This window comes from Novilysobacter erysipheiresistens, assembly GCF_036663935.1.
Taxonomy (GTDB): Bacteria; Pseudomonadota; Gammaproteobacteria; order Xanthomonadales; family Xanthomonadaceae; genus Novilysobacter; species Novilysobacter erysipheiresistens.
Map to the genome: position 1 here is coordinate 65252 of NZ_JAXGFP010000003.1, position 12277 is coordinate 77528.

Here is a 12277-nt window from a genome sequence, read left to right on the forward strand (position 1 = left end):
CGATCAATCCGGCCAGCAGCGCCGCGCCGGCGGCCAGTGCCGCCAGCGGGCCACGTGGCGGCCGCGGCTCAGCCATCGGTGCCCCAGTCCTCGGTCATCGGGTCGACGGTGCTGGCCGGCAGCTGCAGGTGGAAGCCGCGCAGGGCCAGGTTCTCGCGCACCACCGCGGCGTCGCCGCGGGCCAGTTTGCGCTCCGGGGTCAGGACCAGTTCCATCACGAATTGCAGCCGGCCCAGCGGTTCGCGCACCGGTTCGGGCAGGCGCGCGAAATCATCGCGCGCGGCGAGGAACAGGTAGGTGTCGTCCTTGCGGAGACTCTTGTAGACGTAGGCTTGCATTAGCGGCGGCCGGGGGAAGCTGCACTGCGTGAGGCTGACGCACAGCATACCCGCAGCTCGCGGGCCCGCGAACACGGCATTCAGCCGCCAGCGCGGGCATTTGTGCCAGCGCCGGCATTCCGTAGGAGCGGCTTCAGCCGCGAACCAGAACCGTCAGCCCACGTCGGCGCCGATCGCGGCGCCGCCCAATATCTAGTGATACCCCGAGTCGGCCTCGACCTTGCCGCGGAACACCCGGTACGACCACCAGGTGTAGCCAAGGATCAGCGGCAGCAGCACCACCAGCCCGGCGAGCACGAACATCTGCGACGACGGCGGCGAGGCCGCCTCCCAGATGGTCAACGCCGGCGGCACGATGTTCGGCCAGATGCCCAATACCAGACCGACGAACCCGAGCGCGAAGAAGCACAGCGTCAGCACGAACGGCGCGGCGTCGCGGCCCTCGCGCATCGCCGCGCGCCACAGTGCGAACGCGTTGACCAGCGCCAGCAGCGGTACCGGCGCCAGCCACCAGAAATTGCCGCTCTCGAACCAGCGCGCCATGATCCGCGAGTCGAGGAACGGCAGCCACGCGCTGACCAGCCCCATGAACGCGACCACCACGAACACCAGCGGCCGGGTCAGCCCCCGCGCAACCTGCTGCATCCGCCCGTCGGTCTTGAGGATCAGCCAGCAGGCGCCGAGCAGCGCGTAGCCGAACACCACCGCGACCCCGGTCAGCATCGAGAACGGGCTGAACCAATCGAACGCGCCGCCGACGTATTTGCCTTCCTGCAGCGGCATGCCTTCGACCAGCGCGCCCAGGATCACGCCCTGGGCGAACGCGGCCAGCATCGAGCCCAGCGCGAACGCGACGCCCCACGCCGGCTTGCCGCGCCGCGCCTTGAAGCGGAACTCGAACGCGACCCCGCGGAAGATCAGCGCGATCAGCATCAGCAACACCGGCAGGTACAACGCCGACAGCACCAGCGCGTACGCCTTCGGGAACGCCGCCAGCAGGCCGGTGCCGCCGAGCACCAGCCAGGTCTCGTTGCCGTCCCAGATCGGCGCGGCGGTGTTCATCATGTGGTCGAGCTGGGCCTCGTCCTCGGCGAACGGCGCGAGGATGCCGAGCCCGAGCACGAAGCCGTCGAGCACGACGTACATCAACACGCCAAAACCAATGACGCCGAACCAGATCACCGGCAATACGGTCTGCAGTTCCATCAGCTCGCCTCCGCATCGTCGCGGTCGCCGACCGACAGCGGCCGTGCCGGGGTCTTGTCGCCGTCCTCGGTGTCGGGCGCGCGCTCGTGCGGTTGCGGGCCCTTGCGGACCAACCCGATCAGGTACCAGATGCCGGCGCCGAAGATCACCGCGTAGGCGATCGCGAACGTTATCAACGAACCCATGACCGCGGCCGCGGTGATGTTGGGGCTGACCGCCTCGCTGGTCCGCAGCAGGCCATAGACCACCCACGGCTGGCGGCCGATCTCGACCACGTACCAGCCCGCCAGCAGCGCGATGAAGCCGGCCGGGCTCAGTAGCCGCCAGCCGTTGAGCAGCCACTTCGATTCAAACAGCCAGCCGCGCCACCACGCCCACGCCGACGCCAGGGTCAGCAGCAGCATGGCCACGCCGAGCCCGACCATCACCCGGAAGCCCCAGAACACCGGCGCCACCGGCGGTCTCTCGCTGGCGGGCACCGAGGTCAGCGGCTGGATCTCGCCGTCCCAGCTGTGGGTCAGGATCAGGCTGCCGAGCCGCGGAATCGCGACCTCGAAATCGTTGCGCTCGGCGTCCTCGTTGGGCAGCGCGAACAGCACCAGCGGCACGCCCTCGCCTTCCGGTTCCGCGTGCCAATGCGCCTCCATCGCCGCCAGCTTGATCGGCTGGTGTTCACCGACATTGAGCCCATGCAGGTCGCCGACCAGCACCTGCGCCGGCACCGCGACCAGCGCGAACGCCACCGCCAGCTTCAGCATCCGCCGCGCCGGTTCAAGATGGATGCCGCGCCGCAGATACCACGCGCTGACCCCGCCGATCACGAAGCAGGTGGTGATGAACGCGGCCAGCGTCATGTGCACCAGCCGGTAAGGGAACGACGGGTTGAAGATGATCGCCGACCAGTCGACCGGGATGAACATGCCGTCGATGATTTCGTGGCCCTGCGGCGTCTGCATCCAGCTGTTCGCCGCGAGGATCCAGAACGTCGACAGCAGCGTGCCGAGCGCGACCATGCAGGTCGAGAAAAAGTGCAGCCCGTGCGACACCCGCTTCCAGCCGAACAGCATGACCCCGAGGAAGCTGGCCTCGAGGAAGAAAGCGGTCAGCACCTCGTAGCTCAGCAATGGCCCGAGCACCGCGCCGGCGCGCTCGCTCAGCACCGCCCAGTTGGTGCCGAACTGGAAGCTCATGACGATGCCGCTGACCACGCCCATGCCGAACGAGATCGCGAAGATCCGCAGCCAGAAGAAGTAGAGGTCGCGCCAGACCTCGGCGCGGGTACGCAGCCAGCGCCATTCGAGGAAGGCCAGCCAGTGCGCCAAGCCGATGGTGAAGGCGGGAAACAGGATGTGGAACGAGATCACGAAGCCGAACTGGATCCGTGACAACAGCAGTGGCGACAGCAGCAGGTCATCCACGCAACGCTCTCCACGACGCGCGGGGTGCGCCGCGCCGGCCATTGTACCCGTCACCGGTTTTGCACCATCGGGCGGGCACGTCCACCATGACCGGTGGCCGATCCCCCACCGCGCCGGCGCTGCTACCCTGCGCCGAATCCGTCCCTGGGGAACCGTGCCGATGCTCCGTCTGCTGCCGCTGTCCGCCGCCTTGTTGCTGTCCACGTCCGCGCTGGCGCAAAGTGCTTCACCAGAGCCGGCCACGCCCGAGCCGACCCAACCGGTCGCCGCCACCGCGGCCAGCGCCGAACTCACCCTGGCCCAGGTGATGGCCGACCCCGACTGGATCGGCCCGCCGGTCGAACAGGCCTGGTGGGCCTGGGACGGCGCCAGCGTGCAATACAACCTCAAGCGCGAAGGCGAAACCATCCGCGACACCTGGCAGCTCGGTCTCGACGGCGGCACCCCGGTCCGGGTCGACGGCGCCGACCGTGCGCAGCTGGATGGCGCGCGGCCGGTGTACGACGCCAGCCGCAGCCGGATGGCGTTCGTGCGCAACGGCGACATCTTCGTACGCGACGTGCGCAACGGCGCGCTGACCCAGGTCAGTCGAACCGACCAGGCCGAGTCGCGGCCGCAATGGAGCGCCGCCGGCAACCTGGTGTTCCGTGCCGGCAACGACTGGTTCCAGTGGCGCGCCGGCCAGGGCAGCAGCCAGGCCGCGCTGGTCAAGGCCGAGAAGGACCCGGCGGCCGAGCCCAAGCCCGACGACCTGCGCGAACGCCAGTTGCGGCTGATCGAGACCCTCGCCGAGGAGCGCGCCCGGCGCGAGGCCGCGCGCGAGCAGAACGAAGCCTGGCGCGCCGCCGACCCGAGCCGCGCGCCGCTGCCGGCCTACCTCGGCGACGAGGTGACGATCGTCGACAGCGCGCTGTCGCCCGACGCGAAGTGGTTGCTGGTGGTCACCGAGGCCAAGGGCGCCGACGCCGGCAAGACCGGCAAGATGCCCAAGTACGTGACCGAGTCGGGCTACGAGGAATTCGAAGAGGTGCGCGTGCGGGTCGGCCACAACGCGCCGCTGCCGCACCGCCTGTGGCTGGTCGAGGTCGCCACCGCGCAGGTCGAGGAACTGGAGTTCGACGCCCTGCCAGGCATCGATGTCGATCCGCTCGCGGCGCTGCGCGAGCAGGCCGAACTGGAACCGCTGGACGGCGATCGCGCGGTGCGGGTCGAGAGCGACGGCGGCGGCAGCGGCCCGGCGATCCACTGGCGCGCCGACGGCAGCAGCGCCGCGGTGCTGCTGCGCGCGGTCGACAACAAGGACCGCTGGATCGCGACGGTCAGCCCGCGCGCCGGCCAGGCGGACGACGCCGCGTTGGCCGTGCGCCACCGCCTGCACGACGACGCCTGGATCAACTGGAACTACAACGAGTTCGGCTGGACCGATGATGGCGCCCTGTGGCTGCTGTCGGAGCAGGACGGCTACTCGCATTTGTACCTCGCCGACGGCGACGGCAAACCGCGCGCGCTGACTTCGGGCGAGTGGGAAGTCTCCGCGCCGGCGCTCGGCACCGACGGCACGAATTTCTTCTTCACCTGCAACCGCAACTGGCCCGGCGACTACGAGGTCTGCGCGGTCGACCGCGACGGCGGCGCCGTGCGCGAAGTGACCGCGCTTGATGGCGTCGAGAGCTTCGCGCTGTCGCCGGACGGCTCGCAGTTGCTGGTGCGCCATTCCGACAGTTACCTGCCGCCGCAACTGGCGGTGGTCGACGCCAGCGGCGAGAACACCCGGCTGCTGACCGACACCCGCAGCGCCGAGTTCCGGGCGCGCGAGTGGATCGAGCCGGAGATCGTGCAGGTCCCGTCCAGCGACGGCGCCGGCCCGATCTGGGGCAAGTACTACGGCCCGAAGCAGATGGAGCCGGGACGCGAGTATCCGATCGTGATGTTCGTCCACGGCGCCGGCTACCTGCAGAACGTGCACGACCGCTACCCGGTCTACTTCCGCGAGCAGATGTTCCACAACCTGCTGGTGCAGCAGGGTTACATCGTGCTCGACCTCGACTACCGCGCGTCCGAGGGCTACGGCCGCGACTGGCGCACCGCGATCTACCGGCAGATGGGCACGCCGGAATTGCAGGACTACCTCGACGGCCTGGCCTGGCTCGGCGCCAACAAGCAGGGCGATGTCGACCGCGCCGGCATCTACGGCGGCAGCTACGGCGGCTTCATGACCTTCATGGCGCTGTTCAAGGAGCCGGGCACGTTCAAGGCCGGCGCCGCGCTGCGCCCGGTCACCGACTGGTCGCAGTACAACCACGAGTACACCTCCAACATCCTCAACACGCCGGAAGTCGATCCGGAGGCGTACCTGAAGTCGTCGCCGCTGGAGTTCGCCGACGGCCTGCAGGACAACCTGCTGATCGCCCACGGGATGATGGACAACAACGTGTTCTACAAGGACTCGGTGATGCTCGCGCAGAAGCTCATCGAGCTGCGCAAGGACGACTGGGAACTGGCTTCGTACCCGCTGGAGCGGCACGGCTTCGTCCATCCCGACAGCTGGTATGACGAATACCGGCGGATCTTCGAGTTGTTCGAGGACAACCTGAAGTAATCGTGCGACAGCGATGCGGCGGCGTAGCCTAGACTATCGCCCCGCATCGCGTGACCGCGGTCACATATCGACGCCAACGCATCACACCAGGGAAGGAGTAGTACGGCGATGGAATGGCTGAAACGCTTGTTCGGATCGATCCTGCGCGGGTCCTCGCGCGGCCGCGTAGCGATCGAGGTCGCCGCGGACACCGTCGTTGCGCCGCGCGAGGCGCCGCAAGACGCGGTCGATGACATGCCGGTGGCGGTCGCGGAAGACGCGGCCGTCGCCGTGGCGGCTCCGGTACGGGAGCCGGCACGCGAACCTGGACCGGAAGTCGAGACGCGACCCACGCCCATCGCAACCGCGCGAGTCGAAACGACGGAAATCGATCCCGCCGCGCCACCCGTGCTGCGACCGGCGCTGGCGGCGTTCGGCCGCGGCGAGTTCAAGAGTGCGCTGGCGGTGGCGGCGGCCCAGGTCGACCATCGCGACGCCGGGGTGCGCAACCAGGCCCACCGCCTGTGCGCGCAATCGCTGGCCGGCCTCAAGCGCTGGGACGACGCGTTCGACCACTGGCTGGCGCTGTTCGACGACCAGCCGAGCGCCTACAACGCCCTGCAACTGGCCACGACCTCGGTGATGTGCGACGAGGCCGAACGCGGCGAGGCCTGGCTGGAGCGCTTCGACCAGCTCAATGCCCGCGACCTGCCGCCGGCGCTCGCCCGCAGCGAGTTCCTCGCCGCCCTCGCCGCGCGCGGCCGCATGTCGCTGGCGCTGCCGCACCTGCAGTGGCTGCGTGACGTCTACCTGCAGCTGCACGGCACCGACCCGGCGTTCCTGCAGCAGCGCGGAGTGCCGTCGTTCGAGGCGTTCCTCGCCGACAGTCTGCCGATCCTGCGTGGCGCGCTGTCGCCACTGGACGTGCGCAGCTGGTATTCGGCGCTCGACGGCCGGCTCGACGAGCGCGGCCAACAGCACCTGCAGCAATGGATCGCGGGCCTGGCACAGGCGGCATAGGCGGCGGGCGCCGGTAGAATCGGCGCCATGACCAACACGCCTTCCAACGCCCCCCCCGCGGGCGACTTCGCGCGCGTCCGCGACTACCTCACCGGCCTGCAGGACCGCATCTGCAGCGCGCTGGAAGACGCCGACGGCGGCGGCGCCCGGTTCGTCGAGGACGCGTGGGTCCGTGACGAAGGTGGCGGTGGCCGCACCCGCATCCTGCGCGAAGGCGCGGTGTTCGAGCACGCCGGCGTTGGTTTTTCCGACGTCTCCGGCAGCAAGCTGCCGCCCTCGGCCAGCGTCGCCCGGCCGGAGCTGGCCGGCGCCTCGTGGCGCGCGGTCGGGGTCTCGCTGGTACTGCACCCGCGCAATCCCTACCTGCCGACCACCCACGCCAACGTGCGCCACTTCCGCGCCCAGCGCGACGGCGAGACGGTCGCGTGGTGGTTCGGCGGCGGCTTCGACCTGACCCCGTTCTACCCCTTCGACGAGGACGTGCTGCACTGGCACCGCACCGCGCGAGAGCTGTGCGAACCGTTCGGCGGCCAGGCCCGCTACGACGCGCACAAACAGTGGTGCGACGACTATTTCCTGCTGAAGCACCGCAATGAGACCCGCGGCGTCGGCGGCCTGTTCTTCGACGACCTGCACGGCGACTTCGAACGCGACTTCGCCTACCAACGCGCGGTCGGCGACGGCTTCCTCGATGCCTACCTGCCGATCGTCGAGCGCCGTCGCGATACTCCGTACGGCGATCGTGAGCGCCAGTTCCAGCTATACCGCCGCGGCCGCTACGTCGAATTCAACCTGGTGTTCGACCGCGGCACCCTGTTCGGTTTGCAATCGGGCGGACGCACCGAATCGATCCTGATGAGCCTGCCGCCGCTGGCGCGCTGGGAGTATCGCTTCGAGCCCGAGCCCGGCAGCGCCGAGGCGCGATTGGGCGACTACCTGCGACCCCGCGACTGGTTGACAGAGCTCTTGTAGGAGCGGCTTTAGCCGCGATCTGGATTTGACGCAGGCGCATGGTTCCCGATCGCGGCTAAAGCCGCTCCTACAAAGGTCCGCGAGTTCATCTGGCGTCGTATACAGCCGACAGTGCGTTGAAATCCCCTTTCGAAGCCATCGCCAGCCAAGCAGCGAAGCGGCGTCCTGGGCGGGGTGCGGCGCACAGCGGGCATGGATGCCCGCGGCCGGCGAGTCGGCCATGAATGGCCGACCGAGCCGGGAAGCGGCACCCCGCCCAGGACGACGCTCCGGCCGAAGCTGCGCCCACCCGCTTGCACCCATCGAGAACCCCACCACCAAATCGCAGGCAATAAAAAGCCCCGCAGGCAGGGGGGGCCGGCGGGGCTGGTGGAGCGGGACCTGGGGAGGGGCCTTCGCTCCGGGATCACTCCAGGGGAGGGAGAGATCGTCGACAGACGTTGCATCTGTCGAGGGCCATATGACCATTTCCTACATGGATGAATCGTGAAGATAGCGGTTAAGAATTCGTGGGATTCAGGGCAGATTCAGAGCTCCAACTTCGGCTAACGTGTCGTTAACAACCGCACCGACCTTCGGAATCCCACGCTTGCGCCACGATCGGCAAAGCCACCCGCGTTGACCCTCGAAATCGGGCCTCCCGCATTCACTTTGCCGCCGAATCCCCCTGCGCAACGCGGGTCAATGCGCCTCCTCCCAGTTCGCCCCGAACCCGCTGTCCACCACCAGCGGCACCCGCAATTGCGCCGCCGCGACCATCCGCGCGCCCACTTCCGCCAGCAAGGTGTCGACAAACCCCGCCTCGACCTCGAATACCAGTTCGTCGTGCACCTGCATGATCATCAGCGCCGGACCGGAACCGTCGCCGTCGCGATGCCCCGCCAGCCAGCCGTCGATGTCCATCATCGCCCGCTTGATGATGTCGGCGGCGGTGCCCTGCATCGGCGCGTTGATCGCCGCGCGCTCGGCGCCGGCACGCAGGCCCTGGTTGCGGGCACTGATGTTCTCCAGGTACAGCCGCCGGCCGAACACGGTCTCGACATAGCCCTGGTCGCGCGCCTGCTGGCGGGTGCGGTCCATGAACTCGCGCACGCCCGGGTAGCGGCTGAAGTACAGGCCGATGTAGTCCTGCGCCTCGCCGCGCGAAACATTCAACTGCTTGGCCAGACCGAACGCGCTCATGCCGTACATCAGGCCGAAGTTGATCGCTTTGGCCGCGCGCCGCTGGCCCGGCTCGACCGTTTCCAGGGTCTTGCCGAACACCTCGGCGGCGGTCGCCTTGTGGATGTCGGCGCCGGACGCGAACGCGCGCAGCAGCGCCGGGTCCTCCGACAGGTGGGCCATGATCCGCAGCTCGATCTGCGAGTAGTCGCAGGCGACGATGCGACGGCCTTCCGGCGCGATAAACGCCTTGCGGATGCGGCGGCCGTCGTCGGTGCGGATCGGGATGTTCTGCAGGTTCGGATCGGTCGATGACAGCCGCCCGGTGGCCGCGCCGGACTGGTGGTAGCTGGTGTGCACGCGCCCGGACTGCGCGTTGATCATCAGCGGCAGCTTGTCGGTGTAGGTGCTGCGCAGCTTCGCCAGGCCGCGGTAGTCGAGGATCACCCGCGGCAGCTCGTGCAGGTCGGCGATCGCCTCCAGCGCCTCCTCGTTGGCCGACGGCTGGCCCTTGGGGGTTTTCACCAGCGCCGGCAGCTTCAGTTCCTCGAACAGCAGCGCGCAGACCTGCTTCGGCGAGTCGAGGTTGAACGCGCGCCCGGCCAGTTCGGTCGCGCGCTGCTGCGCGGCGAGCATGCGCGCGCCGAGATCGGACGACTGCCGGCGCAACTCGGCCGCGTCGACCAGCACGCCATTGGCCTCGACCCGCTCCAGCACGGGCACCAGCGGCACCTCGATCTCGCGGTAGACCCGCTGCAGCGCCGGCACCTCGCCAAGCTTCGGCGACAGCACCCGGTGCAGCCGCAGGGTGATGTCGGCGTCCTCGGCGGCGTAACGGCTGGCGTCGTCGATCGCGACCTGGTTGAAGGTGATCTGCTTGACGCCCTTGCCGGCGACATCGGCGTACTTGATCGTCTCGTAGCCGAGGTAGCGGCTGGCCAGCGAGTCCATGTCGTGGCGACTGGCGGTGGCATTGAACACGAAGCTTTCGAGCATGGTGTCGTCGGCGTAACCGCGCACTTCGACACCGTGGCAGCGCAGCACGTGCAGGTCGTACTTGCCGTTGTGGCCGATCTTGCGCTTGCCGGGATCATTGAACGCCGGCTGCAGCGCCGCCAGCACCGTGTCGCGGTCCAGCTGCGCCGGTGCGCCGGGGTAGTCGTGGCCGAGCGGGATGTAGCAGGCGCGGCCGGGCTCGACCGCCAGGCTCAGGCCGACCAGCGTCGCGCACAGGGCGTCGAGCGAATCGGTCTCGGTGTCGAAGGCGAATTCGTCGGCGGCCTGCAGGCGCGCGACCCACTCCTGCAACTGCGCCTCGTTGAGCACGGTCTCGTACTCGCCCGGTGCCGACAGCGCCGGATCGACCCCTGCGGGTGCGGCGGCGCTGCGGGCGTAGCCGGCGGCGGTATTGCGCACGCCGGCGCGCTCGGCCGTGGCCTCGGCAGCGGCGCCCCCGTCGAGATCGCGCAACGCCTGCTTGAAGCCGTAGCGCGCGTACAGCACGCGCAATGCGTCGGCATCGCGTTCGCGCAGGCGCAACTCGTCGTGGCGGCGCTCGAGCTCGAGGTCGGTGCGGATCGTGGTCAGGGTGCGGTTGAGCGGCAGGCGGTCGAGCACCGCGCGCAGGTTGTCGCCGATCTTGCCCTTGATCGCGTCGGCATTGGCGATCACGCCGTCGAGCGTGCCGTACTCGGCCAGCCACTTGGCGGCGGTCTTCGGGCCGCATTTCTCGACCCCGGGGATGTTGTCGACCTTGTCACCCATCAGCGCCAGGTAATCGATGATCTGGTCGGCGCGCACGCCGAACTTGTCGATCACCGCCTGGTCGCTGTCGAGCCGGCTGCCGCTCATGGTGTTGACCATCACGATGCCGGGACACTCGCCGCCATCGCCGTCCAGGCAGGGCCGCACCAACTGGGCGAAGTCCTTGTCGCTGGTCGACACGGTGACGTCGACGCCGGCATCGGCCGCCTGCACCGCGAGCGTGCCGATCACGTCGTCGGCCTCGACCCCGTCGATGCGGATGATGTCGATGCCGAGCGCCTGCACGATGTCGCACATCGGCTGCACCTGCGCGCGCAGCTCGTCGGGCATCGGCGGGCGGTTGGCCTTGTATTGCGCGTCGAGGTCGTCGCGGAACGTCCTGCCGGGCGCGTCGACGACGTAGGCGATGTAGTCGGGCTGTTCCTTCAGGTGCGCGCGCAGCATGTTGACCACGCCGAACAGCGCGCCGGTGGGCTCGCCGACGTCGTTGGTCAGCGGCGGCAGGGCGTGGAAGGCGCGGTAGAGGTAGCTGGAGCCATCGATCAGGACGAGTCGTTTCATGCCGCGATTCTACCCGCCGGCGTATGCTGGCCGTTCGCGACCGGAGGCCCGCCATGCGCATCGTTACCCTCGTCCTGACAAGCCTGCTGCTGCCGCTGGCCGGGTGCGCCACGATAGCGCCGCCCGACCCGGCCACCGACCCCACGGCCGGCCTTGAAAATGCGCAGGTGAACCGGCGCACCGCCGACAACGGCGACCTGATCGAGGAGTACCGGGTCGCCGGCCAGTTGCACGTGGTCAAGATCACCCCGCTGCGCGGCCCGACCTACTACCTGATCGACCGCAACGGCGATGGCCTGCTCGACAGCAGCGAGGGCGAGGGCCCGGTATCGCCGGTGTACTGGAAGCTGTTCGAGTGGAATTGAGCGGCCGGGCGCCGGCATCACCACCACCTCACCGGCTTTTCGCCGGGGATTAACCGTGGTTCGCGCAGCATGCATCCGGTCCACCACATCCGGAGGCATGCATGCCGTACGACCGCATCACCGAACTGCCCGACTCGGTCAAGGACAACGTGCCCAGGCACGCGCAGGAGATCTACAAGGAGGCGTTCAACAGCGCCTGGGACGAGTACAAGGATGCCGACGAGCGCCGCGGCGACGCCTCGCGCGAGGAGACCGCGCACAAGGTCGCCTGGGCCGCGGTCAAGCAGAAGTACGAGAAGGGCGACGACGACAAGTGGCACGCGAAGTGAGCGCGGGCGGCGGCCGGGACGGCGGCGTCGAACCGTGATCGCGCCGGTGTAGTATCGGCACGGCGCGGGCCGGGGAGGTCCGCGCGGCACGACTCACTCAAGGGGAGCAACAATGGATTGGTACCTGAAGGTTCTGAAGAACTACGTCGGCTTCGACGGCCGCGCGCGTCGCAAGGAATACTGGATGTTCACGCTGTTCAACGTGATCGTCTCGATCGTGCTGGCGATCATCGACGGCATGGGCGGGTTCATGACCGACAGCGGCATCGGCATGCTCGGCCTGCTGTATTCGCTGGCCGTGCTGCTGCCGAGCATCGCGGTCAGCGTGCGCCGCCTGCACGACATCGACAAGAGCGGCTGGTGGCTGCTGCTGATCTTGATCCCGCTGATCGGCGCGATCGTGCTGCTGGTGTTCGCGGTGATGGAGGGGACTCGCGGCGACAACCGCTTCGGCCCCGACCCGAAGTCCGACGAGGACGGCGTGCCGGCGCTGGCGTAAGCCTCGCCCAAATGAAAACGGCGCCCGTGTGGCGCCGTTTTCAATTTGCGGGTGGCCAATCCCGAC

The 12277-nt window shown here is 68.7% G+C and carries 10 protein-coding genes; 6 read left to right on the top strand and 4 right to left on the bottom strand.

All coding sequences use genetic code 11. From position 1 onward, the window contains the following. Window positions 1-68 precede the first annotated feature (68 nt). The 3 genes from SNE34_RS06370 to SNE34_RS06380 all read right to left on the bottom strand — a co-directional run bounded on the left by SNE34_RS06370 (window position 69) and on the right by SNE34_RS06380 (window position 2947). On the bottom strand, window positions 69-338 hold the full coding sequence (locus SNE34_RS06370) for a YcgL domain-containing protein (RefSeq protein WP_332615824.1): 270 nt from the start codon (window positions 336-338) through the stop codon (window positions 69-71). Between the two features lie 192 nt (window positions 339-530). Beyond that, window positions 531-1544, bottom strand: a complete 1014-nt coding sequence (gene cydB, locus SNE34_RS06375) for a cytochrome d ubiquinol oxidase subunit II (protein ID WP_332615826.1) — start codon at window positions 1542-1544, stop codon at window positions 531-533. After that, on the bottom strand, window positions 1544-2947 hold the full coding sequence (locus SNE34_RS06380; protein WP_332616499.1) for a cytochrome ubiquinol oxidase subunit I: 1404 nt from the start codon (window positions 2945-2947) through the stop codon (window positions 1544-1546). Before SNE34_RS06380 ends, cydB begins: the two co-directional genes overlap by 1 nt. Window positions 2948-3122: 175 nt before the next feature. Between SNE34_RS06380 and SNE34_RS06385 the strand changes: the two genes are divergently transcribed. The 3 genes from SNE34_RS06385 to hemF all read left to right on the top strand — a co-directional run bounded on the left by SNE34_RS06385 (window position 3123) and on the right by hemF (window position 7532). Next, window positions 3123-5561, top strand: coding sequence for a S9 family peptidase (locus SNE34_RS06385; RefSeq protein ID WP_332615828.1), 2439 nt, complete (start codon window positions 3123-3125; stop codon window positions 5559-5561). A gap of 108 nt (window positions 5562-5669) precedes the next feature. Continuing rightward, window positions 5670-6560, top strand: coding sequence for a tetratricopeptide repeat protein (locus SNE34_RS06390; RefSeq protein WP_332615830.1), 891 nt, complete (start codon window positions 5670-5672; stop codon window positions 6558-6560). Window positions 6561-6587: 27 nt separating this feature from the next. Then, the gene (hemF, locus tag SNE34_RS06395) at window positions 6588-7532 is read left to right on the top strand and encodes an oxygen-dependent coproporphyrinogen oxidase (RefSeq protein WP_332615832.1); all 945 of its coding nucleotides are present in this window, start codon (window positions 6588-6590) and stop codon (window positions 7530-7532) included. 681 nt (window positions 7533-8213) lie between these two features. Here the strand turns inward: hemF and polA are convergent. After that, a complete protein-coding gene (polA, locus tag SNE34_RS06400) occupies window positions 8214-11018 on the bottom strand; it encodes a DNA polymerase I (RefSeq protein WP_332615833.1) in 2805 nt (934 codons plus the stop codon). Between the two features lie 53 nt (window positions 11019-11071). Between polA and SNE34_RS06405 the strand changes: the two genes are divergently transcribed. The 3 genes from SNE34_RS06405 (at window position 11072) to SNE34_RS06415 (ending at window position 12211) form a co-directional block, all read left to right on the top strand. Continuing rightward, window positions 11072-11383: a DUF2782 domain-containing protein gene (locus tag SNE34_RS06405; protein ID WP_425604468.1), complete on the top strand. Its 312-nt coding sequence runs from the start codon at window positions 11072-11074 to the stop codon at window positions 11381-11383. 101 nt (window positions 11384-11484) lie between these two features. Next, on the top strand, window positions 11485-11712 hold the full coding sequence (gene chaB / locus SNE34_RS06410) for a putative cation transport regulator ChaB (RefSeq protein ID WP_332615835.1): 228 nt from the start codon (window positions 11485-11487) through the stop codon (window positions 11710-11712). 112 nt (window positions 11713-11824) lie between these two features. Next, window positions 11825-12211, top strand: a complete 387-nt coding sequence (locus SNE34_RS06415) for a DUF805 domain-containing protein (RefSeq protein ID WP_332615837.1) — start codon at window positions 11825-11827, stop codon at window positions 12209-12211. Window positions 12212-12277: the final 66 nt, after the last annotated feature.

What these genes read in the sequence shown, in the direction of transcription:
- SNE34_RS06405 (WP_425604468.1), top strand. Translation starts at nt 11,072, where the DNA reads ATGCGCATCGTTACCCTCGTCCTGACAAGCCTGCTGCTGCCGCTGGCC.
- SNE34_RS06415 (WP_332615837.1), top strand. Translation starts at nt 11,825, where the DNA reads ATGGATTGGTACCTGAAGGTTCTGAAGAACTACGTCGGCTTCGACGGC.
- polA (WP_332615833.1), bottom strand. Translation starts at nt 11,018, where the DNA reads ATGAAACGACTCGTCCTGATCGATGGCTCCAGCTACCTCTACCGCGCC.
- SNE34_RS06390 (WP_332615830.1), top strand. Translation starts at nt 5,670, where the DNA reads ATGGAATGGCTGAAACGCTTGTTCGGATCGATCCTGCGCGGGTCCTCG.
- SNE34_RS06385 (WP_332615828.1), top strand. Translation starts at nt 3,123, where the DNA reads ATGCTCCGTCTGCTGCCGCTGTCCGCCGCCTTGTTGCTGTCCACGTCC.
- cydB (WP_332615826.1), bottom strand. Translation starts at nt 1,544, where the DNA reads ATGGAACTGCAGACCGTATTGCCGGTGATCTGGTTCGGCGTCATTGGT.
- chaB (WP_332615835.1), top strand. Translation starts at nt 11,485, where the DNA reads ATGCCGTACGACCGCATCACCGAACTGCCCGACTCGGTCAAGGACAAC.
- SNE34_RS06370 (WP_332615824.1), bottom strand. Translation starts at nt 338, where the DNA reads ATGCAAGCCTACGTCTACAAGAGTCTCCGCAAGGACGACACCTACCTG.
- hemF (WP_332615832.1), top strand. Translation starts at nt 6,588, where the DNA reads ATGACCAACACGCCTTCCAACGCCCCCCCCGCGGGCGACTTCGCGCGC.